Source organism: Pseudomonas sp. GW460-12-10-14-TSB1 (assembly GCF_017349775.1).
Lineage (GTDB): Bacteria > Pseudomonadota > Gammaproteobacteria > Pseudomonadales > Pseudomonadaceae > Aquipseudomonas > Aquipseudomonas piscium.
This window is the reverse complement of sequence record NZ_JACNAC010000052.1, coordinates 20,852-45,797: the sequence shown is the minus strand read 5'-3', so window position 1 is coordinate 45,797 and position 24,946 is coordinate 20,852. Positions and strand designations below refer to the sequence as shown.

Annotated in this window: 25 protein-coding genes; 11 read left to right on the top strand and 14 right to left on the bottom strand. The window is 65.6% G+C overall.

Going from position 1 to position 24,946, the window contains the following annotated elements:
• Nucleotides 1-1,877 (top strand): acetyl/propionyl/methylcrotonyl-CoA carboxylase subunit alpha (locus tag J4D52_RS24265; protein WP_207272162.1); only part of this gene is annotated, 1,877 nt, incomplete at its 5' end.
• Between the two features lie 56 nt (nucleotides 1,878-1,933).
• On the opposite strand, the gene J4D52_RS24260 is transcribed toward J4D52_RS24265, so the two are convergent.
• Entirely contained in the window at nucleotides 1,934-2,599 is a 666-nt protein-coding gene (locus J4D52_RS24260; protein WP_025804745.1) for a LexA family transcriptional regulator, read from the bottom strand.
• 131 nt (nucleotides 2,600-2,730) lie between these two features.
• On the opposite strand from J4D52_RS24260, the gene J4D52_RS24255 reads away from it, so the two are divergent.
• On the top strand, nucleotides 2,731-3,072 hold the full coding sequence (locus J4D52_RS24255) for a DUF6124 family protein (RefSeq protein ID WP_025804746.1): 342 nt from the start codon (nucleotides 2,731-2,733) through the stop codon (nucleotides 3,070-3,072).
• 510 nt (nucleotides 3,073-3,582) lie between these two features.
• Entirely contained in the window at nucleotides 3,583-4,734 is a 1,152-nt protein-coding gene (locus J4D52_RS24250; protein ID WP_102676976.1) for a M14-type cytosolic carboxypeptidase, read from the top strand.
• Between the two features lie 39 nt (nucleotides 4,735-4,773).
• Here J4D52_RS24250 and J4D52_RS24245 read toward each other — a convergent pair whose 3' ends face one another.
• A complete protein-coding gene (locus tag J4D52_RS24245) occupies nucleotides 4,774-5,220 on the bottom strand; it encodes a helix-turn-helix domain-containing protein (RefSeq protein WP_102676977.1) in 447 nt (148 codons plus the stop codon).
• Nucleotides 5,221-5,317: 97 nt separating this feature from the next.
• Between J4D52_RS24245 and J4D52_RS24240 the strand changes: the two genes are divergently transcribed.
• A complete protein-coding gene (locus tag J4D52_RS24240; RefSeq protein WP_102676978.1) occupies nucleotides 5,318-6,529 on the top strand; it encodes an MFS transporter in 1,212 nt (403 codons plus the stop codon).
• A 42-nt stretch (nucleotides 6,530-6,571) separates the two neighbouring features.
• Here the strand turns inward: J4D52_RS24240 and J4D52_RS24235 are convergent, their stop codons facing one another.
• Both J4D52_RS24235 and J4D52_RS24230 read right to left on the bottom strand, forming a co-directional pair.
• Nucleotides 6,572-7,111: a cytochrome b gene (locus tag J4D52_RS24235; protein ID WP_025804750.1), complete on the bottom strand. Its 540-nt coding sequence runs from the start codon at nucleotides 7,109-7,111 to the stop codon at nucleotides 6,572-6,574.
• On the bottom strand, nucleotides 7,108-8,193 hold the full coding sequence (locus J4D52_RS24230; protein ID WP_102676979.1) for a catalase family peroxidase: 1,086 nt from the start codon (nucleotides 8,191-8,193) through the stop codon (nucleotides 7,108-7,110). Before J4D52_RS24230 ends, J4D52_RS24235 begins: the two co-directional genes overlap by 4 nt.
• A gap of 177 nt (nucleotides 8,194-8,370) precedes the next feature.
• Here J4D52_RS24230 and J4D52_RS24225 point away from each other — a divergent pair, with 177 nt between their 5' ends.
• The gene (locus J4D52_RS24225) at nucleotides 8,371-8,877 is read left to right on the top strand and encodes an RNA polymerase sigma factor (protein WP_025804753.1); all 507 of its coding nucleotides are present in this window, start codon (nucleotides 8,371-8,373) and stop codon (nucleotides 8,875-8,877) included.
• Entirely contained in the window at nucleotides 8,874-9,626 is a 753-nt protein-coding gene (locus J4D52_RS24220; protein ID WP_102676980.1) for an anti-sigma factor, read from the top strand. The genes J4D52_RS24225 and J4D52_RS24220 overlap by 4 nt, the downstream gene beginning before the upstream one ends.
• 132 nt (nucleotides 9,627-9,758) lie before the next feature.
• Here J4D52_RS24220 and J4D52_RS24215 read toward each other — a convergent pair whose 3' ends face one another.
• From J4D52_RS24215 to J4D52_RS24185, 7 genes are all read right to left on the bottom strand, one after another.
• Nucleotides 9,759-10,760, bottom strand: coding sequence for a spore coat U domain-containing protein (locus J4D52_RS24215; protein ID WP_102676981.1), 1,002 nt, complete (start codon nucleotides 10,758-10,760; stop codon nucleotides 9,759-9,761).
• 32 nt (nucleotides 10,761-10,792) lie between these two features.
• Nucleotides 10,793-13,150, bottom strand: coding sequence for a fimbria/pilus outer membrane usher protein (locus J4D52_RS24210; protein WP_102676982.1), 2,358 nt, complete (start codon nucleotides 13,148-13,150; stop codon nucleotides 10,793-10,795).
• 127 nt (nucleotides 13,151-13,277) lie between these two features.
• A complete protein-coding gene (locus tag J4D52_RS24205; RefSeq protein ID WP_102676983.1) occupies nucleotides 13,278-14,069 on the bottom strand; it encodes a molecular chaperone in 792 nt (263 codons plus the stop codon).
• Between the two features lie 27 nt (nucleotides 14,070-14,096).
• Nucleotides 14,097-14,597 carry a spore coat U domain-containing protein gene (locus J4D52_RS24200; RefSeq protein ID WP_025804758.1) on the bottom strand — a complete coding sequence of 167 codons (501 nt, stop codon included), beginning with the start codon at nucleotides 14,595-14,597 and terminating at the stop codon, nucleotides 14,097-14,099.
• 4 nt (nucleotides 14,598-14,601) lie between these two features.
• On the bottom strand, nucleotides 14,602-15,135 hold the full coding sequence (locus tag J4D52_RS24195; protein WP_025804759.1) for a spore coat U domain-containing protein: 534 nt from the start codon (nucleotides 15,133-15,135) through the stop codon (nucleotides 14,602-14,604).
• Between the two features lie 20 nt (nucleotides 15,136-15,155).
• Nucleotides 15,156-15,695 (bottom strand): spore coat U domain-containing protein, encoded by a 540-nt coding sequence (locus tag J4D52_RS24190; RefSeq protein WP_102677006.1) that lies wholly within the window; start codon nucleotides 15,693-15,695, stop codon nucleotides 15,156-15,158.
• 57 nt (nucleotides 15,696-15,752) lie between these two features.
• Nucleotides 15,753-16,253 (bottom strand): spore coat U domain-containing protein, encoded by a 501-nt coding sequence (locus J4D52_RS24185; RefSeq protein WP_169914325.1) that lies wholly within the window; start codon nucleotides 16,251-16,253, stop codon nucleotides 15,753-15,755.
• Between the two features lie 309 nt (nucleotides 16,254-16,562).
• On the opposite strand from J4D52_RS24185, the gene zapE reads away from it, so the two are divergent.
• Together zapE and J4D52_RS24175 are read left to right on the top strand one after the other, a co-directional pair.
• Nucleotides 16,563-17,708, top strand: coding sequence for a cell division protein ZapE (gene zapE / locus J4D52_RS24180; protein ID WP_102676985.1), 1,146 nt, complete (start codon nucleotides 16,563-16,565; stop codon nucleotides 17,706-17,708).
• 93 nt (nucleotides 17,709-17,801) lie between these two features.
• Nucleotides 17,802-19,115 (top strand): leucine-rich repeat-containing protein kinase family protein, encoded by a 1,314-nt coding sequence (locus J4D52_RS24175; RefSeq protein ID WP_102676986.1) that lies wholly within the window; start codon nucleotides 17,802-17,804, stop codon nucleotides 19,113-19,115.
• A gap of 85 nt (nucleotides 19,116-19,200) precedes the next feature.
• On the opposite strand, the gene J4D52_RS24170 is transcribed toward J4D52_RS24175, so the two are convergent.
• Nucleotides 19,201-19,905, bottom strand: coding sequence for a YebC/PmpR family DNA-binding transcriptional regulator (locus tag J4D52_RS24170; protein WP_025804764.1), 705 nt, complete (start codon nucleotides 19,903-19,905; stop codon nucleotides 19,201-19,203).
• A 206-nt stretch (nucleotides 19,906-20,111) separates the two neighbouring features.
• The gene (locus J4D52_RS24165; RefSeq protein WP_102676987.1) at nucleotides 20,112-20,975 is read right to left on the bottom strand and encodes a LysR substrate-binding domain-containing protein; all 864 of its coding nucleotides are present in this window, start codon (nucleotides 20,973-20,975) and stop codon (nucleotides 20,112-20,114) included.
• A 128-nt stretch (nucleotides 20,976-21,103) separates the two neighbouring features.
• Here J4D52_RS24165 and J4D52_RS24160 point away from each other — a divergent pair, with 128 nt between their 5' ends.
• From J4D52_RS24160 to J4D52_RS24150, 3 genes are all read left to right on the top strand, one after another.
• Nucleotides 21,104-22,213 carry a 2-aminoethylphosphonate--pyruvate transaminase gene (locus J4D52_RS24160; protein ID WP_102676988.1) on the top strand — a complete coding sequence of 370 codons (1,110 nt, stop codon included), beginning with the start codon at nucleotides 21,104-21,106 and terminating at the stop codon, nucleotides 22,211-22,213.
• Nucleotides 22,214-22,333: 120 nt separating this feature from the next.
• Nucleotides 22,334-23,161 carry a phosphonoacetaldehyde hydrolase gene (phnX, locus tag J4D52_RS24155; RefSeq protein WP_102676989.1) on the top strand — a complete coding sequence of 276 codons (828 nt, stop codon included), beginning with the start codon at nucleotides 22,334-22,336 and terminating at the stop codon, nucleotides 23,159-23,161.
• A 171-nt stretch (nucleotides 23,162-23,332) separates the two neighbouring features.
• Nucleotides 23,333-23,881 (top strand): cytochrome b, encoded by a 549-nt coding sequence (locus tag J4D52_RS24150; protein ID WP_063432071.1) that lies wholly within the window; start codon nucleotides 23,333-23,335, stop codon nucleotides 23,879-23,881.
• On the opposite strand, the gene J4D52_RS24145 is transcribed toward J4D52_RS24150, so the two are convergent.
• Nucleotides 23,878-24,810, bottom strand: coding sequence for a 1-aminocyclopropane-1-carboxylate deaminase/D-cysteine desulfhydrase (locus tag J4D52_RS24145; RefSeq protein WP_102676990.1), 933 nt, complete (start codon nucleotides 24,808-24,810; stop codon nucleotides 23,878-23,880). The two genes, J4D52_RS24150 and J4D52_RS24145, sit on opposite strands and share 4 nt — an antisense overlap.
• Between the last annotated feature and the right edge of the window lie 136 nt (nucleotides 24,811-24,946).

The following is a 24,946-nucleotide window of genomic DNA, read 5'->3' as shown; positions in this document are numbered from 1 at the left end:
CCGCCAAGGCCATGGGCCTGACCACCGTGGCCGTGCACAGCGCCACCGACCGTGACGCCCGCCACAGCCGCGAAGCCGACCTGCGCGTCGACCTGGGCGGCAGCAAGGCCGCCGACAGCTACCTGCAGATCGACAAACTGATCGCCGCCGCCAAGGCCAGCGGCGCCCAGGCCATTCACCCCGGCTACGGCTTTCTTTCGGAAAACGCCGGCTTCGCCCGCGCCATCGAAGCCGCTGGCCTGATCTTCCTCGGCCCGCCGGCGTCGGCCATCGACGCCATGGGCAGCAAGTCGGCGGCCAAGGCGCTGATGGAAACCGCCGGCGTGCCCCTGGTCCCCGGTTACCACGGCGAAGCCCAGGACCTGGAAACCTTCCGCGTCGCCGCCGAACGCATCGGCTACCCGGTGCTGCTCAAGGCCACCGCCGGCGGTGGCGGCAAGGGCATGAAAGTGGTGGAGGACGTCAGCCAGCTGGCCGAAGCCCTGGCCTCGGCCCAGCGGGAAGCCCAGTCGTCCTTCGGCGACTCGCGGATGCTGGTGGAAAAGTACGTGCTCAAGCCGCGCCACGTGGAGATCCAGGTGTTCGCCGACCAGCACGGCAACTGCCTGTACCTCAACGAACGCGACTGCTCGATCCAGCGGCGCCACCAGAAGGTCGTCGAAGAGGCCCCGGCCCCCGGCCTGAGCGCCGAACAGCGCAAGGCCATGGGCGAAGCCGCGGTACGCGCGGCGCAGGCCATAGGTTACGTCGGCGCCGGCACCGTGGAGTTCCTGCTGGACGCCCGCGGCGAATTCTTCTTCATGGAAATGAACACCCGCCTGCAAGTGGAACACCCGGTCACCGAAGCCATCACCGGGCTGGACCTGGTGGCCTGGCAGATCCGCGTGGCCCAGGGCGAGGCGCTGCCGATCACCCAGGACCAGGTGCCGCTGATCGGGCATGCGATCGAAGTGCGGCTGTACGCCGAGGACCCGGGCAACGACTTCCTCCCTGCCACCGGGCGCCTGGCGCTGTACCGCGAATCGGCGGCGGGTCCCGGACGGCGGGTGGACAGCGGCGTCGAGGAAGGCGACAGCGTGTCGCCGTTCTACGACCCGATGCTCGGCAAGCTGATCGCCTGGGGCGAGAACCGCGAGCAGGCGCGCTTGCGCCTGCTGGGTATGCTCGACGAGTTCGCCATTGGTGGGCTGAAGACCAACCTGGCGTTCCTCCGGCGCATCATCGCCCACCCGGCCTTCGCCGCCGCCGAACTGGATACTGGCTTTATCCCGCGTTATCAGGATCAGTTGCTGCCACCGGCCACAGCCCTGAGCGACGAGTTCTGGCAAGCCGCCGCCCAGGCGTTCGCCCAAAGCCAGCCGGACCAGCTGCGTGCCGACGACCGTCACTCCCCCTGGGCCAAGGCCAGTGGTCTGCGCATCGGCCTGCCACGGGAAACCGTGCTGCACCTCGACTGCGAGGGCCAGGACCGGGCGGTCAAGCTGGACCCAAGCAACGCCGCCATTGCCTTGCACGGCGAGCAGCTGTCGATCGAGCACAAGGGGTTGCGCCAGCAGCACCGGGCGATTCGCCAGGGCGACAGCCTGTACCTGCAGTGGCAGGGCGAGATGCACCGCGTCACGGCCTATGACCCGATTGCCGCGGTGGAGGCCAGCCACAGTCATCATGGCGGCCTGACCGCGCCCATGAACGGCAGCATCGTGCGGGTGCTGGTGCAGGCCGGGCAGAGTGTCGAAGCCGGCGCGCAACTGGTGGTCCTGGAAGCCATGAAGATGGAACACAGCATCCGCGCCCCCCAAGCCGGGGTGGTCAAGGCACTGTATTGCCAGGAAGGCGAGATGGTCAGTGAAGGAAGTGCCCTGGTGGAGCTGGAATAAGCTCCTGAGGCAGAAGATCGTTCCCGCAGCCTTGCGGGAACGATCGTATTTTTACGTCAGAATTTCGCAGTAGCCTGCACCACTACACCAATAATCCGACACTCATCGCTGTAAAGCGCCTTCGGGTAAGTCGGATTCAGCGGCACCAGATAACGTTGCCCACCCTCTTCCACCAGCTTGCGGAAAATCGCTTCGGTACTGCCCGGGCATTGCACGATCACCAGCTTGCCGGGAACCGCCTCCACCGCCGGATCCACCAGGATCAACATGTCCTGGGCGATGCTCAGGCCGCTCGGGGCAATCATCGCGTCGCCCACCACGACCAGCCAGAAAGCCGAGCCTTCGGCCTGGTAGTCGGAGAGCTCGTAACGCTCGGCGGCGTAGCCCGCGCCACCGGCCTCGCGAACCTCGCCAACGCCCCGCCAGTCGCTGACCGGGTAGCGAAAGTACGGGTTGTACTTCTGCACCAACGACGGCCCTTCCAGCAGCAACTGGCCCTCGTCATCCACCTGGGGTTTTTCGCGGATCACCAGCGCGACTTCGAGAAAACCCAGGCCGATTTCTTCCAGCACCCGGTTCATGTCTTCGATCTTCGGCTGGCGGCGTTTGCTCAGCCAATGGCCGATGCCGCCCTGGGACATGCCCAGGCGCTCCGCGAGCTTTTCTTGCGTGACCTTGCGGTCCTTCATGTTGGATTTAACCAACTCGATCCATTTGTCCATGGACCGGAACAATACGTTGTGTATTTCGGCCCTCAACACACAAGTTGTAGTATTTGAAACCTAGTCACAAATACATTAAGTATTACCATTCCTCAGACCCTCTTATTCCACGTCAAAGGATGGAACCGCTCATGAACACAACCAGCAAAGATGCACCGGAACTGGAAACCGATGTCGGCTTCAACGCCCTCAAGGACAGCGAGGCCGCCCGCCGGGCCATGGACTACTACTTGAAACCGGCTATTGCAGAAGCCTCGATCGACGAGAAATTCTTCGAGGTCAAACCCAGCATCAGCAGCGAGGAAGCGATGATCCACGCTTCCGACCTGCTGCGGTGCGCCGCGGCCAGCGCCTACGAGGCCGCCGACCACCTGCGGGGTACCCGGCGGGACCTGGCGTTTTCCGTGGTGCACATGATCGACATGGCCAAGGCACTGGTGGATCGCTCGCTGGACAGCCAGCGCCAGGAATGAGATGCACGGCGGAATTTGCCCGCGGCTCATCCGGCCGATGAACAGGGCTGGCAACAGGGACAGGAAATTATTTTCCAAAAGGCGGGGAAAAACATTTGACTTGCAAATGATAATGATTATTATTGCAAGCAACTGGTCGCGAGATCAGTCGATAACCCAAGAGACCTTAGGTCGGACTCCTGGATTATCTCCTCATCAGGCTAATCACGGTTTTTGACCCGGCTTTTTGCCGGGTCTTTTTTTTCTGCCAGTTTTTCTGGCTTGGCTTCAGGCTAATGAAGACTGGGTACCGCTGAATTGGCGGCGATGATAGCAAAAGAATGCCTCATTGCAAGCCGACGCCCGCCGCAACGGCTCGCAAATGTAAAAACAGCGCTTGAGAATCAATCGCATAGCTTCTAAGCTGCTTTCGCGTCAAGGACGACGCCCCCCTCTCCCACGGAAATTACCCCCGGTAATTCCCTGCCTTGCTAAAGTAACGGCCATAAAAATCCTGTTCAGGAATCGACCATGACCGTGGCTCAAAGCTCGTTTCAAATCTCTGCCAATTTCGACAGCGGCAATATCGAAGTACTGGATGCCAGCAACCCCTCGCAAGTCCTGCTGGCCATCAAGCCCGACACCCGCAGCGCGCATTTCCAGTGGTTCCACTTCAAGGCCAGCGGCCTGCGTGTTGGCCAGGAACACTGGTTCCGCCTGAGCAATGCCAGCAAATCCTCGTACAACAAGGCCTGGAGCGGCTATCAGGCGGTGGCGTCCTACGATCACGTCAACTGGTTCCGCGTGCCGACGATTTTTGAAGGCGACACCCTGCGCTTCTGCCTGGAAGCCACCCAGACCCACGCCTGGTTCGCCTATTTCGAACCCTACAGCCGCGGCCGGCATGACTGGCTGATCGAGCAGGCGCTGAACAAGGCCGGCGCCGAACTGCTGGCCACCGGCAAAAGCGTCGAGGGCCGTGATATCCAGTTGCTGCGCAAAGGCAACGGCGGCGAAGGCCGGCGCAAGGTCTGGATCATCGCCCAGCAGCACCCTGGCGAGCACATGGCCGAATGGTTTATGGAGGGGGTGATCGAGCGCCTGCAGCATCGCGACGACGCCGAACTGAACCGACTGCTGGCCAGCGCCGACCTGTACCTGGTGCCGAACATGAACCCCGACGGCGCCTTCCACGGCCACTTGCGCACCAACGCCATGGGCCAGGACCTGAACCGCGCCTGGCAGAGCGCCAGCCAGGAGCTCAGCCCGGAAGTGCTGTTCGTCCAGCAGCAGATGGAGCAGTACGGCGTCGACCTGTTCCTCGACGCGCACGGCGACGAAGAAATCCCCCACGTGTTCACCGCCGGCTGCGAAGGCAACCCGGGCTACACGCCGCGCCTGGCCAAGCTCGAGGAGCATTTCCGCAGCCACCTGAAACACAAGACCCGGGACTTCCAGACCACCCACGGCTACACCAGGGACAAGCCCGGCGAAGCCAACATGACCCTGGCCTGCAACAGCGTCGGCGAGAAGTTCGATTGCCTGTCGCTGACCCTGGAAATGCCGTTCAAGGACCACGACGACAACCCCAACCCGCTCACCGGCTGGTCGGGCAAACGCTCGATGCAACTGGGCAAGGACGTCCTCAGCACCGTGGCCGACATGGTCGGCATCCTGCGCTGATCCTGCCGCGCTGGCCGCGGCTCGAACCGCGGCCAGCGCCTATTGCACCGGCACCCGCCGGCAATCCTCGGGCCCGAGCAAGCGCCCGTCCGCCGAGCGCAATTCCAACGGTCGCAGCGGCAATCCCTGCTCGCGGTCGACCATCAGCGAATGCGCTTCCCCCGCCTCATAGAAATACGCCTCGCCCCACTGCCGTAGACCGATGATCAGGTTGAACAGGCCGTTGCCCTTCGGCGTCAGCACGTACTCCTGATAGGCACTGCCGTCCGACGCCGGCAGCACTTCGAAGATGCCATGGGCCACCAGGGTGCGCAGACGGGCGGCGAGGATATTCTTGGCCATCCCCAGATTGCGCTGGAACTCGCTGAAGCGGCGGATGCCGTCAAAGGCGTCACGAATGATCAGCAGCGACCACCAGTCACCGATAGCGTCCAGCGAACGGGCCACCGGGCATTCGGCGCCCTCCAGGCTTGTACGTTTGACCATGATGCAGACTCGCGGCAGGAAAGTGGTTGCAATATAAAACCAGTCTCTCTACCGTACAACTGGTTTCATAAAGCAACCAGAAATCACGGAGCCGAGCATGACAGCCGCAATCGCCCCCCTGCCATCCGCCACCATCCCGGCGTCGGTGGTGCTGCTCTTTGCCATTGCCTGCGGGTTGGCGGTGGGCAATGTCTATTACGCCCAACCCCTGCTCGACGCCATGGCCCACAGTCTGGAGATGCCGCAAGCGACCATCGGCCTGGTCATCACTCTGACCCAGGTCGGCTATGGCCTCGGCCTGCTGTTCCTGGTGCCGCTGGGCGACCTGCTGAACCGGCGGCGCCTGATCGTCGGCCAGATGAGCTTGTCGGTCGTTGCCCTGTTGATGGTGGCGCTGGCGGCGGACAGCACTTGGCTGTTGCTGGGCATGGCCCTGACCGGGCTGCTCGCGGTGGTGACCCAGGTGCTGGTGGCCTATGCCGCGAACCTGGCCGCGCCGGGCGAACGTGGCCAGGTGGTGGGCAGCGTGACCAGCGGCATCGTGCTCGGGATCCTGCTGGCGCGCACGGTGTCGGGAACCATGGCCGACCTGGCCGGCTGGCGTTCGGTGTACCTGCTGTCGGCCGGGCTGACCCTGCTGATGGCGCTGCTGTTGTGGCGGGTGCTGCCCAAGGTCGAGCAACCGGCAGCAATGCACAGCTACGGCCAGCTGATCCGCTCGCTGTCCGGCCTGTTCCGCGAAGAAAAGGTCCTGCGCGATCGAGCGGTGCTGGCGATGCTGATCTTCGGCGCCGGCACCGTGCTGTGGACCCCACTGGTGCTGCCCCTGAGCGCCCCGCCGCTGTCGCTGTCCCATACCGAGATCGGCCTGTTCGGCCTCGCCGGCGCCGCCGGTGCCCTGGGCGCCTCGCGCGCCGGACGCCTGGCCGACCGTGGCCTGGGACAGTGGACCAGCGGCCTGGCGCTGAGCCTGATGCTGGCCTCCTGGTTGCCGATCGCCTACACCCAATCGTCGCTCTGGGCCCTGCTGCTGGGAGTGATCGCCTTCGACCTGGGTTTGCAGGCGGTGCATGTCACCAGCCAGAGCCTGATCTACAGCACCCGCCCCGAGGCCCAGAGCCGCCTGGCCGCGGGCTACATGCTGTTCTACTCGATCGGCAGCGCCAGCGGTTCGATCGGCGCCACCGCCATGTACGCCTGGGCCGGCTGGACCGGGGTGTGCCTGCTGGGTGCCGCGATCAATGCCGTGGCGCTGCTGTACTGGCTGTGGAGCCTGAACCCGCGCAAAGCCCTGGTGTGTGCCGGTTGAGACGGGGCCGGTGCGATCCTTTTCGAGCACACCGCCCTCCCCTCAGTCCTTGCCGCGCAGCATGCTCTCCAGCACCCCGTCGCGGCGCACCCAGCCATGGAACAGCGCCGCCGCCAGATGCAGCAGCACCGTCAGGAACAGCAGGTAGGCGAGAACACCGTGGGCCTTGCGCAGAAAGGCGAACAGTTGGGCATTGGCCGGCAGGATCGACGGCAACTGCAGCGAGCTGCCGAGCATCACCGGGTCGCCCGCCGCCGAAATCATCGCCCAGCCCAGCAGCGGCAGGATCAGCATCAGCGCGTACAACAGCACGTGGGAGGCCTTGGCCGCCAACGCCTGCCAGCCCGGCAGGTCCGCCGGCAACGGCGGTTGCCGGGTGGAAAAGCGCACCAACAGGCGCACTATCACCAGCAGCAGAATGGCAATGCCCAACGGCTTGTGCAGGTGGATCAGCCACTGATGGCGCTCGGACACCGAGGCCACCATGCCAGCGCCGATAAACAACATGGCAATGATCATCAGCGCCATCAGCCAGTGCAGCAGGCGCGCCAGTGGCGCGAAGTGGTTCGGTTGGGCGCTCATGGGCGGGACTCCTGGGCAGCGTGGGGCAATTGGTCGACTTCACTGGTACGGCGCAGATAGGAGCTGGCGTAGGCCGCCGAACGGGCCGCCAGCAGCGGATCGTCGGAGGCGGCAATGCCGCTCGGCAGCACCAGCGGGTCGTAGTTGATGTCGCGGCATTCGCCATCGTTCTGCAGTTGGCTGCGCTCCAGCACCAGGGTCCCGGCATTCAGCACCTTGCGCTCGCTGGGCCAGGCCTTGCTGGCGTCGTCGGTCGGGTCGCCCGGGTTGGCCAGGGTGATGTTCAAGCGCCAGCGCAACGGACCCGCGGCCAGGCGCTGCACCAGGTCTTTTTCGAGGAAGTCGTTACCCTCAGGCACTACCGCGCCGGGCGCGTCCTGGGTCAGCGGCACCACGCCCCAGCGCACCGCCTGGCGTTGCCCGCTGGCGCTCACCAGGTAAAACGCGTTGATGCCGTTGTAGGTCTCGGTGGCATAGCTGGCCGAGGGCTTGGCGCCCTTGATCCATTGCAGGAACGGCATGGCTTCCGGGTGGGCAGCGAAAAATGCCGGCACGCTGGCCGGGTTCGGCTTGCCGGTCGCCGGGTCTGGCGAACTGGCCTGCTGCAACTGGTAAAACGCCTCGGGGGTGCCCACCGGGAACACCGGCATGCTGTTCATCCCGGTGCGCCATTGCTGGCCGTTGGCCTGGGTGAAACGCAGGGCCAGGCTGCGGATCGGCACGCTGCCGTCAGGCGCATAGGGGTTGCCGGCCGGCAAGGCGAAACGCCCGACCACCGGGGTCCGCGCTTCATTGAACACCTGGGCGCTGGAATAGCTGCGGGCCTCGCCGCTGCTCTCGAAATAACCGGCCACGCACACGCCCTTGGCGTGGTTGCGACGAAAGCCCGGATGCACGCCGTTGTTTTTCTCCAGCACATCCACCAGGGCCTTGGGGGTCAGGCGCTGCGGATCGAAGCTGCCGTGCACATAAGCCATGGCGCCGGCCAGGGCCGCAACCACCAGGGCGATCCCGGCCAGACGCAGGCTCAGGCTGGCCGCGCTCAAGGGCGGACGATCAGGGGGTGATGGGCGATCTACCATGAATATCTCCAGGGCCGCGGGCCACAGGTGGAAAGGACAGGTCAGACGAACCCCGGCAGCGGTTATTCCCTGGCCCGCTATTTATTTTTCGGGCACGGGAATAACCTGCGTTGCCGGGCGTCTGGCGCAAGTGTGCTGTTGCAAGCGTAGCGACTGGCCAACGACCCGCAGGAACCCATGAACGATATCGACGAACAGCTGCGTGAAATCATCCCCCGGTTGCGGCGCTTCGCCCTGTCCCTGAGCCGCCAGCCCAGCAGCGCCGACGACCTGGTGCAGGCATGCCTGGAGCGGGCGCTGTCGAGTTGGAGCGAAAAACGCCCCGAGGGCGATCTGCGGGCCTGGCTGTTCGCCATCCTCTACCGGCAGTTTCTCGACGCGCACCGCCGCTCACGGCGTTATGCGCGCATGCTGGAATTCTTCACCGGGCGCGACGACGCCCAGCCCTCGGTGGAACGCAGCGTAGTCGCGCAATCGACCCTGGAAGCCTTCGACCGCCTGCCCGCCGAGCAGCGCGCCCTGCTGCTCTGGGTCTCGGTGGAAGGCCTGAGCTACAAGGAAGTCGCCACTATCCTCGACGTGCCCACCGGCACCGTGATGTCCCGCCTGTCCCGGGCGCGCCAGGCCCTGCGCCAGCTCAGCGACGGCGAAATCAGCAGCCCTTCTTTGCGGATACTCAAATGATCAGCCTGCCCCCCAGCGAACGCGACCTGCACGCCTACGTCGATCATCAGCTCAGCGAGAGCGACCGGCGCCTGCTGGAAAGCTACCTGAGCAGCCACCCGCAGCTCGCCGCCCAGGTCCAGGCCTGGCAGCAGGACGCCCAGCAGCTGCGCGCGGCCCTCGGCGGTGCCCTGCGACAACCGGTCAACCCCAACCTCGACCCGACGCTGATTCGCCAGCGCCTCAAGCGCCAGTCGCGCCGCCACCTGGCCAGTGCCGCGCTGCTGTTGCTCGCCCTCGGCGTCGGCGGCCTGAGTGGCTGGCAGGCCCGGGAAATGACCCTGGCCAGTGCTGCGCTGCCGATGACCGACGCCCTACAGGCCTACCGCCTGTTTGCCCAGCAAGGCGTTCTCCCGGCCGACCTCGAGGTCCGGGGCACCGGCGCCATGCAGGCCTGGCTCGACCGCTACTTCACCCAGGCCGAGCGCCTGCCGGACCTGCGTGAGGCGGGCTTCCAGGCGGTCAGCGGGCGCCTGCTGAGCACCGATCAAGGGCCGGCGGCGATGGTGCTGTACGAGGACCAGGGTGGGCACAGGATCAGCTTCTATATCCGCCCGCCGGGACCGAAGAACTACCTGCTGCCCCGGGGCAGCCGCAGCGATGGCGAACTGCAGGCCGACTACTGGTCCGACAGCGGCTACAACTACGCCATGGTCAGCCCGAGCGGTTCGGCGGTGGCACAGCGGCTGCAGAACACCCAGAAATTTTGAGCCATGGCACCCGCATCCCCTGGGCCTGCCTTGAGACCGTCAAAGGTCCTTCGGACCTATCGCAGTGAGCAGCCGCAGGATCTGCGCCACGCCACAAACACTTGCGACTAGCGCAATAGGGTCCCTCCCCCCTTAAAACCCCACATCCAGCACCACGTTGTCGATATAGGTCCCCGCCGGTGGCGTGGCCTGGTCGGTGTAGATCCTGGCGTTGTAGTTGAACACCTGGCTGCCGGTGCCCAGGCCGTTGCCCGGGTTCACCTCGGCATCGGAACTGGCCCGCCGCGCCGCGCCCACGCTGCCCCAGCGGGTGGTGCCGGCGCTCTTGAAGATGTCGTAGGCCAGGTAGTTGCCCCCCGAGACCATCCGCCGGCGCCCGCCGACGCTGACAGCCTGCTGGCCATCGTCCAGGCCCACGGTGTAGGCGCTGCCCTTGGTGCAGGCGAGGTTGATGGTCTGCCCGCTGACGGTGGCGAAGACGCTGATCACCGGCGCGCTGCCGAAGCTGATGTTGGGCGCGGTGATCACGCAATCGTTGGCCACCGTCAGGTTGACCGTCAGGCTGGCGACGCCGCTACCGATATCGCGCCCCAGGCATATGCCCAGCGCACCGATCCCTGCGCAATAGTTCCAGCTCCAGGCGATGCTCAGAGTCTCGGTGTAGATGCCGGCGGCCACGTTGCTGCCGGTGATGCTGCCCAGATAGACCGGGATCGCCTTGGCCACGGTCGGGCTGCCCAGCAGCCCCAGGGCATCGACAATCGAGTTGCGCGCAAAGTCGAACTGCACGCCGCGGGTGATGGGGTAGTTGGTGCTGTTGTCGCCGTAGATCGTATAGCCGATGACATCGCCGGTGGGGCCCAGCAACCCGCTCTGCGAGGAAGTGATGGTGGCGTAGAAATGGTCGTTGCTGGCCATCAGGGACGCCAACGAGCCGGTACAGGCCAGGCCGGCGTTGGTGCTGGACGCGGACTGCGAGGTGGTGCGCACCAGGATCGAACTGAGGGTGCCGAAACTCGCTGGCGAGGTACTGACCACCGAACACAGGGCCTGGGCCTGATTGACCACCAGCAACGGCAACAACAGCACCATCAGCAACAGCCCCTGGCCCCAATAGCGACGCAACCTGTCCATGTTCACCGCCTCCCGATTCCGTTCATGAATCCTCACTGGCACAGCAAAGGCCCGATCAACGGCACCTGTTCCTGCTCCGGTTCCAGGGTAAAGCTCACCTGGCAACTGCTGCCGTCGGCCAGGCTGACCCGCAGGCTGTTGCTCGGTGCCAGGTTTTCCAGGTACACCAGCCCATCCCAACCCACCACCGCCTGGGCGCCGCTCTGTTCGTGGGTCACCAGGCTGCCCAGGGGCAGCTCCTGGTGCCGGGCGTCCACCAGGACCAGGCTGGCGGCGAGGATGCGGGTCAAGGGGAACTCCACCAGGTAGCCGCTGCCGCGACGCACCGCGACCCGCTGTTCGACCAGCGGACTCTGCACGTTGGCCGGCAGGTTCAGCGGGTCGATCTCGTATTTGCCGCGGTAATAGGCGCTGCTCCAGGGCACCAGCAGATGGCCGTTCTTATCGGTGCGCCCCACCAACTGGTTTTCATAGCGCACCGGAATATCCCGGTAGCCGTCGGTGCTGACCACCACGAAGGCATCATCGATGCGGTTGGCAGCGAACACCTGGCGGTCCATCCACACCAGCGAACCGCTGGCATCGGCCCAGCGGGTCTCGGCCTCGCTGGAACCATAGACCCCGGCCTGCAATTGCACCGACTGCAAACGCCAGGTCAGGTCGGCCTGGCGGTAGTCCGGCGCATCGCCCTGGGCATAACCGAGATTGAAGCCAAGGCCACCTTCGCTGGGCACCGCCCGGCTGTAGTTGACCCGCTGCCGGTTCTGCCCGTCCTTGCTGCGCTCGCTGCTCAGGCTCAGGCTGCCGTAGAGGTCGAAAGGGATCACCAGTTGGGCCTGGACCGCCCAGTTGCTGTCGCCGATCTCGCGGTTGGCCGACAGGTAGAAACTGCTGCTGCGCCACAGCGGTTTGCTCCAGGTCAGGTTGAGCAGGCGCGTGCGCGAAGCGTCCGCGGCGCGCACATCGAAATAGCCGGCGCCGAGGCTGCCGTAGCGCTCCAGGTTGAGACTCAGGGTCAGCTGCTCGCTGCGCTGGCTGAGGCTGGCGTAGGGGCTGTCCACCACCGTCAGGTCGGCGTAGCCGTCGCGGCGCTGCATGCGCTGGTAGGACAGGCTGTAGCGCTGGCTGCTGTACTGGTAACCGAGGCTGACCTGCTGCCCGCCCTGGCCGTCGAAGCGGCTCTGGCTGATGGCGCTGTTGAGCACGCCGAAGTTGCCCAGGCGCAGGTTGCCACCGAAGCCGCCGAGGGTCAGGGATTCCGCGGCCTCGGCGTGGCCTTCCAGGGTCAGGTTGTCGCTCAGGCCGTAGCGCAGGCTGCCGGAGGTGACGCCTGGGCCATAGCTGAAATCCTTTAGCGTGTAGTCGCGGCGCAGGGTCCCGGCGGCCACCGAGAAATCGCTCAGGCCCTTTTGCAGCAGGCTGCTGGTGACATAGAACGGCACGGTGGTCGACACCTGTCGCCCCAGGGCATCGGTGGTCACCACCACCGCTTCGCCGGCACCGTTGATGAACGGGATATTGGTCAGGGTGTAGGGCCCCGGCTGCAGGTCGGCGCTGCTGGACTTGTAGCCGTTGATAAACAGGTCCACCGAGGACGGTACCGCTGCCTCCCCGGCGAACTGCGGCAAGGGGTAGGTCACCAGGTCCGGGCGCACGGCAAAATCACGGGACAGTTGCACGCCGCCCAGGCGCACCGCGTTGCTCCAGGGCAAGGCGCCGCTGACCAGGTCGCCGGCCTCGTAGGTCAACAGGCGTTCGTCGTCGGAATAACGCCAGGTCGTGTCGTAGCGCCGGTAGCCGTTGTTCAGCGTGCCCTCGCCGAGGCCGGAAAAGGTCCGCCGGTACTGGCCGGTGTTGGACAGGGTGCCCCAGCCGTCGAACAGCCGCACCTCGTTCCAGGCGGCCAGGTAGGTGCCGGCATCGTCGGTGTCGTTGAGGTACAGATCGTAATTGAGCAAGGCGCCGAAACTGCTCAGCGCCGGGGTTCGAGGATAGGCCTGGCGGCTGCCGATCAGTTGCTCCGGCAGCCAGTCCGGCGGCACTTCCAGCAACAGGCGCTGGCCCTGGCTGTCATAGTCGCTGTGCAGCCCTTGCAGGCTGTCGAGGGCGACCTGCGCGTCGAGCCCCTCGGGCAATTTCATCCCGGTTTCACGCAAGGCCTGGACCGGCACGAACAGGCGTCCGGCACGTTGCTCGACGGCGATCACTCGCCCGGTATTCATCTGATTGACCACCAGTTCCAGGAACAGCTGGGCATCGCTGATCGCCTCCATGCTGCTGGGCGGCGGCGGCAGTTCGCCACCCAGGCCGGCGGAGGCGAACACCCAGCAACACAGCCCGCTCACCGCCCACCCCGGGCGCCAGAAACGACGAGCTGCGCCGAGGCTCATTGTGGCTTTTCGTCCATCGATGGAGACCTTTCTTCCATGGCCAGCCGTGGTTCCCGTTACCGCTCAGCCTGAGTCGCCGATCGGCGGGCAGCCGCGCAACCCTGCCTGCTCGCGGCGGCAAGCGGCCTCAGCGGGCCGGCGCAACGCTCTGCACCTGCGGCGCGCCATTGACCCGCACCTGCAACGCCGCGTCCGCGGTCGGCGCAGCGGGCAACGGCCAGCGCATGATCGCCCCCGGCAGCACGTAGCCCAGCAGCCCTTCCACCAGCGGCCGGGTCTGCCCCGCCTGCTTGAACGCCACATCGGTCAGGCGCGCATGCACCGCGCCCTGGTTGCGCACCTCCACGTAATTGCGCCCGTCCACCGCTACCTTGCGCCAGCTCAGCTCAGGCACGCCGGCGCTTTTCGGGTCACGCTGGCGGGTGCTGTCTTCCTTGCTCCAGAGCCCGGCACCGTAGGCGAACAGCGGCACCGAATAGCGCATCTGGAACCGGATGGCCGCCGCCGTCTTGCCCTCGCCTTCGGCAACCGGCGGCTGGGCCGAAGGGATCTCATCGATGATGATCCGGTAGGCCAGCTCCTGGCCGGGCGGGACTTCGCGGGTCCGGGTCAGACGTACCAGTTGCTTCTGCCCGGGCGCGATCTTCGCCACCGGCGGGCTGCCGATCACCTCCCGCTGGTTCTGGTACTGGTCCTCGAAGCCGCTCTGGCTCCAGGCAAAAACCCGGATCTGCAGGTTCGCGGTTTCCGTGCCGCGGTTTTCCAGCCACAAGGCGCTGGCTTGCTGGTCGGCCTCCAACACCGGGTCGATCGGCCAGATCAACACCGAGCTGGCGGCGCTTGCCTGGGCCGCCCCCAGCAGTGCCATGGCCAGCACGGCACAACGAACGGCCTGCAAGCGCCGGGAAGTCGAATACATGCTGCTACTCCTTATGGTCTTGCCCCATCACCACGACAGCTGCACCTGCAGCACGTCGCTGTACGTCCCCCCAGGCTGGTTGCCCGGTAATTGCACCTGGCCGTAGATCGGCAGGCTGATGTTGTTCGCATCGCTGTAGGCCACCGCCACGCTCTGGCCGATGCCCAGGCTCTGGCTGAACGCCGCGTCGCGAAACAGCTGGTAAGCCACCCGCGCACTGCCGCCATCGAGCTGCATGTGCCGTCCGCTGCTGTTGTACTGGCCGCCGTCGACACTCATGTTCAGGGTCACCCCCGGCGTGCATTGCAGCTGCACGCTGCTCGCCAGGGCAACCTGCAGCGTGCTGGTGGACAACGCCGACTGGCTGCCGAAGTTCAGGCTGCCGTAATTGCTCACCCCGCCCACCACCAGGCACCCGGCGACCACCGTGGCGCTGACCTGGAAGCTCTGGCTGGTCACCGCCGCCAGGGGCAGCGGCAGGCTGCTGGCACCGAGCAGCACCAGCGCCGTGCACGCGTGACGGGCCATGGCGTCAGAAGGTCAGTTCGACGGCGACGGTATCGGTGTAGGTGCCCGCCGGCAGGCCAGCCTTGCCGAGCGCCTTGCCGTAGATATTCACGGTCTGCGCCACACCGGTGCTGGTGGCCAGGTTGATGACATCGTCGATGGCCAGGAGCTGCGAGTGGCCGGAGTCGGTGTACAAGTCGTAAGGCACGAAGTTGCCGCTGCCATCGGCCAGGGCCCGGGTGCCACCGGCGGACTCGCCGTCATGGGCGCCCGCACGGACCTTCACCACCGGGCTGGTGCCGCTGGAGCAGAGGATCGACAAGGCCCCGCCGCCGCCACCGAGCACCTGGGCCGTGGCCTGGGTGAACAGGCTGTCGGTGGTGCCGAAGTTCAGGGCGCCGAAGTTCAGGCCGCTGCTGCCGCCCGCGCCGTTGACCTGGCAACTGCTGGTGAGAATCAGGCTGGACGTGATCTGGCCGGTGACTGTCGCGGCCTGGGCCACGGAAAACATGGCCAGTCCAAGCAGCGACAGGGCGATCCGGGATACAAGCATGTGCATGACATTCGTCCTCTTGGGGTTTACCAATCCAGCGTCACCGTCAGGGTGTCGGTGTAGACCCCTGCCGGTAGCGCGCGGGTATTCGCGACCACCGAGCCAAACACCGGGATGGGTATCTGGGCTCCACTGGTAACGGCGAAATTGCGTTGCTGACCGATGCTGTAGCTGTCGCTGCCGGAGGCATCGAGGAACAGCCGATAGGCAATGGTCTGGCGGCCATTGCTCAGGCGTCGGGTGCCGCCGTCGCCATTCAGGCCACCGTTGATGGTCACGGTGAAACCGGTCACCGAAGGGTTGCAGGCCACCTTCAGGCGCCCGCTGCCGCTACCGCTGACGTTGGCCCTCAGGGGCGCGTTCCAGGTCGGGCCATGCTCGCCGAAATCCAGCAGGCCGAAGTCCTCGACCGGACTCTCGGGCGTGCGGGTCGCGGCATTGGTCACTTCACAGCCGGCGATGATGGTCAGCCGCGCGTGGATCTGCCCGCTGATCGCCGCTTGCGCGTTGCCCGCCAACAGCAGCAACGAACCCAGGGCCGCCAGCGCCCAGCTGTTGATCGTCATCGCCGCCATCCTAGATTCATCGGCTCTCTCCCCTTGACCAGCCTCGGTGCCCGGCCACTACCAGGTAACCGTCACTTTCAGCAGATCGGAATAACGGCTGACCCGCGGGATCTCGGCCAGCGGTTCGATCCGTCCGTACAACGGCAGCTCCACCGAACCCGAGTCCGGCACCCGGCCGCTCACCGGCACGTTCACCGGCAGCGGAATGCGCCGGGCCGCGTCCTGGTACAGGCGATAGGGAATGGGCTTGCTGTGTTCGGCAGTGCCGGCCAGGTAGCGCACTTCGCCGACGCCCCCGTGTTGCCCGCCGTCGACGCGCAACTGATAAGGGGTGTCCGGGTTGCATTCGAGCCTGGGCAGGCGAGCATCGAGTAGCGCCGCGCTGAGGGGGCCGGCGGGGTTGTCGAGACGCGGGCTGCTGCCGAAATCCAGCACGCCCAGTTGCTCGATGCCGGCATCGCGCTGCTGTCCCACCAGCTGGCAGCCACGCTGCACGTTGACCCGAACCTCCACCTGGAGATCCACGGCCCATGCCGTCGCGCTGAGCAGCATGCTCATGACTGCGAAAACCAGCTTGCCATTCAACGCCTCAATCCTTTTGAGGAACGATAGGTACAGCTCAGGTTAGTCAGCACCGGGGAAATCGCCAGCAGCGGTGGCGAATTGCCCTACCTTAAACCACCCCCACTGAGCGCCCGGCGCGCCCTTGTTGAGCACAGTGACACGGGCAAAAAGCTGTACCGACCAGAGCTTTTCGTAGAACCAGCCAGCGCTTTCAGACAGCGCTGGATGCCGGGCCGGGGATTGGTTAAATTACCGCGCCGGTTCCAGGGGGGGAGCGGGCCTGGAACAATCGGGGTGACACCATTGGCCGCTTTACCGCCAAACCGCTCGCTACGCCCATCGCGCTGGCCCAGGCTACGCGCGTTCTTCGGCAAGGCCTTTGCCCGGCCTGCCGCCGGCACCAGCCACGGTCGGGTGATTCACGAGTATTTCCGGCATAAGGCCCACGACCAGGGCTATACCCTGAGCCACAGCCAGCAGCGGGTGATCGACTACATGGCCCAGCAGGCCAATGCCCTGCTCCAGCCAGACGCCAAACCACACGCCAGCCGCAGCCTGTACCTCCATGGCGCGGTGGGACGGGGCAAGAGCTGGCTGCTGGATGGGTTCTTCCGCGCCATCCCGCTGGCGGAAAAACAGCGCCTGCACTTCCACGATTTCTTCGCCCAGCTGCATCAGGGCATGTTCCGTCACCGCGAGCAGCCCGACGCCCTGGAGGCCACTCTCGACGAATTGCTCAGCCACTGCCGCGTGCTGTGCTTCGACGAGTTCCACGTCCACGACATCGGCGACGCGATGTTGATCACGCGGCTGTTCAAGGCCCTGTTCCAGCGCGGCATCCTGCTGTTGGTGACCTCCAACTACGCCCCCCAGGGCTTGCTGCCCAACCCGCTCTACCATGCGCGCTTCAAGCCGGTGATCGACCTGATCGCCAGCCGCATGCAGGTGATGGAGGTCGGCGGCCCCCACGACTACCGCAGCCAGCCCCGCAGCCATTCGCAGCAGGTGTTCACCCAGGGCCGTTACCTCTGGCCCGGCAGCGACCAGCAGCGCCTGAGCCTGGGCCTGCCGCGGCGCAACGGCCCGACCTCGCCACTGATGGTCGGTGCGCGCCAGCTCCAGGTACGGCTGTGCAAACAACACAGCGTAGGTTTTGCCTTCAGTGACCTGTGCGAACAGCCGACCGCGGTCATGGACTACCTGGAGCTGAGCCGGCGTTTCGACCATTGGATCATCGACGAGCTGCCCAAGCTGGGCGAATGCCCGATCGCCGTGCAGCAGCGCTTTATCAACCTGATCGACGTGCTGTACGACCAGGACAAACACCTGACCCTGATCGGCGAACGCTCCCTGCGCGAGAGCCTGGGCGGCAACGCCATCGACCTGGCGCGCACCCGCAGCCGCCTGGGCCAGTTGCAGGAAATCAGCGCGGATACGCCGCCGAGCTGAACCGGCGGTCGCCACCCGCCGCCCCGCGCCGCTATCATGGCGGCCATTTCCAGGGCCGCGCGCCCTCCTCCTGCCTGAGTGTCGAATCTGTTCATGGATACCCTTGCCCAACTGCGAGCCGGTCAATTGGCCGGGCTCAAGCGTCTGGACCTGTCTTGCGGGCTGACCGAATTTCCCCGGGAGATCTTCGACCTGGCGGACTCGCTGGAAGTGCTCAACCTCAGCGGCAACGCCCTGAGCAGCCTGCCGGACGACCTGCACCGCCTGACCCGCCTGCGGGTGCTGTTCTGCTCCGATAACCACTTCACTGTAATGCCGGCCTGCGTCGGCCAGTGTGCGCAGCTGAGCATGATCGGCTTCAAGGCCAACCGGATCGAGCGGGTGCCCGCCGCCGCCCTGCCGCCACTGTTGCGCTGGCTGATTCTCACCGACAACCGCATCGAGGACCTGCCGGACGAGCTGGGCCAGCGCCCGCACCTGCAAAAGCTGATGCTCTCCGGCAACCGCCTGACCCGGCTGCCCCAGAGCCTCGGCCAATGCCACCAGCTGGAGCTGATCCGCATCGCCGCCAACCGGCTCAGCGAATTGCCAGCCTTCCTGCTGGGCCTGCCGCGCCTGACCTGGCTGGCCTATGCCGGCAACCCGCTGGAATCCGAGGCCGATGCGGCGGCGCTGGAGTCGGTGGCACAGATTCCCTGGGCTGAGCTGGAGTTGCAGCAGCGCCTGGGCGAAGGCGCCTCGGGGGTGATTCACCAGGCCCGCTGGCAGCGCCCCGGACAGGCGCCAAGCGAAGTGGCGGTCAAGCTGTACAAGGGCAACATGACCAGCGACGGCTCACCGCTGCATGAAATGAACGCCTGCATCAGCGCCGGCCGGCACCCGAACCTGATCCGGGTCGAAGGCCGGATCAGCGATCATCCCCAAGGGCAGAACGGCCTGGTGATGCAGTTGATCGAGCCGAGCTACCGCAACCTGGCGGCCTTGCCGAGCCTGGCCTCCTGCACTCGCGACATCTACGACGAAACCACCCGGTTCAGCGCCGACGCGGCCTTGCGCATGGCCCGCGGCATCGCTTCGGTCGGCGCGCACCTGCACCGCCAGGGCATCACCCACGGCGACCTGTACGGCCATAACATTCTGTGGAACCCAGAGGGCGAGTGCCTGCTGGGGGATTTTGGCGCGGCGTCCTTCCATGCGCTGGCCGACACCGAGGAAACCCGGGCGCTGCAACGCATCGAAGTACGGGCCTTCGGCATTCTGCTGGAGGAGTTGCTGGAAAGGATCGAGTCGGGCTTGAGCCCGCGGCAGCATGAACGCCTGCAAGCGTTGGTCAGCGACTGCTGTCAGCCCCAGGTACTGGCGCGGCCGGGGTTTGCCGAAGTCGGGGACATGTTGCGGGGGATTTGAAGAGCATCGCCAGCCAGCTCGTTCCTGCTGGAACTCGCCGGCTGGCGCAAGAATCGCTCAGGTAGCGCGATTCACCAGGCGGGGCTTAACCCGCCAGGCCGACGAACATGTCCTGCACGTCGTCATGGTTGTCCAGGCCTTCGAGGAAGGCTTCGACTTCCGCCATCTGCTCGTCGGACAGGCCGCTGACCGGGTTCTTCGGCTGGTAGCCCAGCTTGGCCGACAGCACGGTGAAGCCTTGCTCGGGCAGGGCTTTCTGCACCGCGTCGAGGTCCGCAGGCTCGGTCAGGAACAGGGTCGCGCCCTCTTCGCCCGGCTCGAAATCCTGGGCCCCGGCTTCGATGGCCGCCAGTTCCGGATCGGCGTCCGGGCTGTCCGGGGCGGCTTCGATCATGCCGACATGGTTGAAGTCCCAGGACACCGACCCCGAAGCGCCCAGCTGGCCCTTGCGGAAGGCCACGCGGATTTCCGCGACGGTGCGGTTGATGTTGTCAGTCACGCATTCGACGATCAGCGGCACCTGGTGCGGCGCGAAACCTTCGTAGGTCACGCGGTGGTACTGCACGGTCTCGCCGAGCTGGCCCGAACCTTTCTTGATCGCACGCTCCAGGGTCTCGCGGGGCATCGAGGCCTTTTTCGCCTGCTCCACCACCAGACGCAGGTGTGCGTTGGTGGCGACGTCAGCGCCGTTGCGGGCAGCAATGGTGATCTCTTTGACCAGCTTGCCGAAAATCTTGCCCTTGGCGTTGGCTGCTGCTTCTTTGTGTTTAACCTTCCACTGTGCGCCCATTACTCACTCTCTTTGATCTGTGGCGTCGAGTTGGATTTGGCCGACGCGATGGGCAAGTTTATACGGCCTGAAGGCACCAATCGACCAAAAAGTCAGATCCGCGACCTGTAGCTGCGGTCGCAGGCTGCGACAAACCTCCCGGGGCCTCAAGAGCGCGTCCCGTTCCGGGCCGATCGCAGCCTGCGGCAGCGGCTACAGGTTCAGTGTCAGCCTGTGGGGGCCAGCCCCAGGAAGGCCTGGATCAGGCGCAACTCCCGACGTCGCTCCAGGCAGCCGAGCATGTGCCGGTTCAGCAGCCCCTCGCCGATGATCGGCAGCGCCCGCACCCGCGGGTCAGGGCTGAGTTCCAGCGACGACACCACGCCCACCCCCAGCTGCGCCGCCACCGCTTCGGTCACCGCCTCGCGGCTGTCGAGCTCCAGCAGCACCTTGGGGTTGATTCCGGCTTGGGCGCAGGCCGTGTCAAAGGTGCGGCGGGTGATCGAGCTGGGTTCGCGCAGGACCATGATCACCTGGTCCAGGCGCTCCAGCCGCACGCCCTCGGGCTCGGCCAGCCATGGATGGCCTTGCGGCACAAGAGCGCAGATCCGCGACTCGCCGAGGCTCTGCAGATGCAGGCCCTTGCGCGGTTCGACCTCGGTCAGCACCGCCACATCGGCATGCTCCGAAAGCAGGGCCGCCAGGGTTTCCTGGGCATTGCCCAGGCGCAGGTTGACGGTAATCCCCGGATAGCGCTCGCGCAGGCTGGCGAGCATCGGCATCACCATATGTGGGCCGTCCGCCGCCACTTCCAGGCGCCCGGTGAGCAGCTGCCGGTTGGCTTCGAGCATGGCCTGGGCCTCTTCGGCCAGGCCGAACATGGCGCGGGTGATCGCCGCCAGCTTGGTGCCCTCTTCCGTCAGTTCGACCCGGCGCGCGGTGCGGCGCAGCAGAGTGATCTGGTAGTGCTCCTCCAGCGCCTTGATATGCCCGGTGACCGCCGGCTGGCTGATGAACAGCCGCGCGGCGGCGCGGGTGAAGCTGCCTTCACGGGCCACGGCATCGAATGCGCGGAGTTGGAACAGGTTCATATCTATCGGCCTCACTTATGACTGGCATAACAACAAACAATTTGATTGATAACCAGCCAAACTGCAATTTAGGCCCCGTAGTTTTTATCCCAAGCGCATCCCATAACGCTTCTGCGAGGACACCCGAATTGAGTACCGCCGCGCCCATCCTGCTCACTCCCGGCCCCCTGACCACCTCGGCCCGTACCCGCCAGGCGATGCTGCTGGACTGGGGTTCATGGGATGACCGTTTCAACCAGTTGACCGCCAGCCTCTGCGAGCAATTGCTGGCCATCGTCAACGGCGCCGCCAGCCACCACTGCGTGCCCCTGCAAGGCAGCGGCACCTTCGCCGTGGAGGCCGCCATTGGCACCCTGGTGCCGCGCGACGGCAAGGTGCTGGTGCTGATCAACGGCGCCTACGGCAAGCGCCTGGCGATGATCTGCGAAGTGCTGGGCCGCGACTTCAGCACCTTTGAAACCGCCGAGGACCAGCCAACCACCGCCGCCGACGTCGATCGCCTGCTGCGCGCCGATGCTGCCATCAGCCATGTGGCGCTGATCCACTGCGAAACCAGCACCGGCATCCTCAACCCGCTGCCGGACATCGCCCAGGTGGTCGCCGGTCATGGCAAGCGCCTGATCATCGACGCCATGAGTTCCTTCGGCGCGCTGCCGATCGATGCCCGACAGGTGCCGTTCGACGCGCTGATCGCCGCGTCCGGCAAATGCCTGGAAGGCGTCCCCGGCATGGGTTTCGTCTTCGCCCGCAAGCAAGCCCTGGCCGCGGCCGCCGGCAACTCGCACTCGCTGGCCATGGACCTGCACGACCAGCACAGCTACATGGCCAAGACCGGGCAATGGCGCTTCACGCCGCCGACCCACGTGGTCGCGGCGCTGCACGAAGCCCTGCTGCAATACCACGAAGAAGGCGGCCTGCCGGCGCGTCACCAGCGTTATGCCGCCAACTGCCAGGCGCTGCTCGACGGTATGGTCCGACTGGGCCTGCGCAGCTTCCTGCCGGCGGCGATCCAGGCGCCGATCATCGTCACCTTCCACGCGCCGAAAGATCCGCGCTACCAATTCAAGGAGTTCTACGAACGGGTCAAGGCCAAGGGCTTCATCCTCTATCCCGGCAAGCTGACCCAGGTCGAAACCTTCCGCGTCGGCTGCATCGGCCATGTCGACCCGGCCGGGATGCGCGCCGCGGTCCAGGCCATCGCCGATGTGCTGCGGGAAATGGAAGTGCTGGATATCTGATCCCGACACACAACCTGTAGGAGCAAGGCTTGCCCGCGATTGCGGGCACCGCGTTCCATCAGGTTCACCTCGTCATCGTTCATCGCGGGCAAACCTCGCTCCTACACAGGTCTTCAACACATGAACTACAACACCCCCAACCAGCTGCAAGCCGCGATCCTCGACTGGGCCGGCACCGTGGTCGACTTCGGCTCCTTCGCGCCGACCCAGATCTTCGTCGAGGCCTTCGCCGAGTTCGATGTGCAGGTCTCCATCGAAGAAGCCCGCGGCCCGATGGGCATGGGCAAGTGGGACCACATCCGCACCCTGTGCGACCTGCCGGAGGTTGCCGAGCGTTATCGCCAGGTGTTCGGCCGGGCCCCGACCGACGATGACGTCACCGCCATCTACCAGCGCTTCATGCCGCTGCAGATCGAAAAGATCGCCGAACATTCGGCGCTGATCCCCGGCGCCCTGGAAACCATCGCCAACCTGCGCCAGCAAGGCATCCGGATCGGCTCCTGCTCCGGCTACCCGAAGCAGGTCATGGACAAGGTGGTGGAACTGGCCGCGAGCAATGGCTACGTCGCCGACCATGTAGTAGCCACCGATGAAGTGCCGAACGGCCGTCCATGGCCGGCCCAGGCCCTGGCCAACGTGATCGCCCTGGGGATCGACGATGTCGCTGCCTGCGTGAAGATCGACGACACCGTGCCGGGCATTCTCGAAGGCCGTCGCGCCGGCATGTGGACCGTGGCCCTGATCTGCTCCGGCAATGCGCTGGGCCTGACTTACGAAGCCTATCGCGCCCTGAACAGCGACACCCTGGCCAGCGAACGCCAGCGCATCCACAGGCTGTTCGAGGGTTCGCGGCCGCACTACATGATCGACACCATCGGCGACCTGCCGCAGGTGATCGCCGACATCAACCAGCGCCTGGCCAACGGCGAGATGCCACAAAGCAGCTGACCGGCCATTGGCCTCCCCCGAACGGCAGCCCGACATGGAGCTGCCGTTTTTTTATCGGTACCCGCTCAAACCGCGCATTTGCCCCGGGCAGAGCCTCGGAAACAGGATTACAGTTACAACACTCCGTCGCCAAGAACGGAGGCTACTGACCTGATGAACGAGGAAGGATCTATGCCCTGGAAGAACTCCGACAACCGTTACAGCACGGTGTCGATTGCATTGCATTGGCTGATGCTGGTGTTGTTGATCGCGGTCTACGCCTGCATCGAATTACGCGGTATTTTTCCCAAGGGCAGCGGTGGCCGGACGCTGATCAAGGAAGCCCACTTCATGCTCGGCCTGACCGTGTTCGTGCTGGTCTGGCTGCGCCTGTTCGCCCGTAGCCTGGGGGTGGCGCCGAAGATCCTGCCGACGCCACCGAGCTGGCAGATGATCCTGGCCAAGCTGATGCACTGGGCCCTGTACCTGTTCATGATCGCCATGCCGATCCTCGGCTGGCTGATCACCAGCGCCGAAGGCCATCAGGTGATGTTCTACGGCATCGACCTGCCGCTGCTGGTGGCTGAGGACAAACAGTTCGCCAAGCAGGTCGAAGGCTGGCACGTGCTGCTGGGCACCGTCGGCTACTGGTTGATCGGGCTGCATGCGGTGGCCGGGCTTTATCACCACTACTTTATGCGCGACAACACCCTGCAACGCATGCTGCCCAAGCGCGGCTAAGGCTGCGCCGGCGCGGCAAAACCCCGGCGGCCCTGCAAGCCGCCGGTATGCACGAAGACCAGGCGGCTGCCGGCGGCAAAACGCCCGGCCTCCACCTGTTGCTTGAGGGCCAGCAAGGCCTTGCCGGTGTACAGCGGCTCCAGGGGGATGCCGCTGTGTCGTTCGCTCTCCTCGATAAACGCCAGCAGCAGCGGATCGACCTTGGCAAAACCGCCGCGACTGCTGTCGAGCAGTTCATAGCGCGCGGCCTGTAGCCCCGCCTCCCGCACGATCGCCGCCACCTGTTGCGCGACACCGTGATCGTCCGGCACTGCCAGGGCGCCATACACAGGGCGGGCGCCGGCTTCCCCCAACACCAGCCCGGCCAGGGTGGTGCCGGTACCGGCGGCCAGCCACCAGCCGTGATAGTCGTCCCAGCCCAGGGCATTCAGTTGGCTGCGCACCTGCTTCACCAGCGGCATGCAGCCGGTCGCCCCGAGCAAGCCGCCACCACCCTCCGCCACCGGGAACAATTCAGGGTACTGGGCCTGCCAGGGCTGCCAGAACCCTGGCTCATGCCGCGCCCGGTAGCCGGCGTAACCCAGCCAGTGCAGCTGCATGCCGAAGCCTTGCAGGTCGAGCACGGTGGGCGTGTCCTGCGGATGGCCGCGCAGCAGCCCCACGGTGGCGAAACCGAAACGTTTGCCGGCGGCCGCCAACGCGTGCAGGTGATTGGAATGAGCACCGCCCAGGCTGATGATGCCCCGGGCGCCGGCTTCGCCAGCCGCCGCCAGATGCGGGGCGAGCTTGAACCATTTGTTGCCGGAGATCAGCGGGTCGATCCGGTCCAGGCGCAGGACCGCCACTTCCACCCCGGCGCGGGACAGCCAGTCGAGGGCCAGGGTTTGCAGGGGCGCGCTCGGCAGCCAGTGGAAAGGTCCGAGGCTCATGGGCGGGTTGGAACGGCAGCGGGAAGGCAATGCATCGCGGGCGGGTTCTGAATGACGAAGGCGGGAAGTTTACCAGCCTCAGGGGACTTGCCCGCGATGGCCTCGGAACAGACATAAAAAAGCCACCGGGACTCTG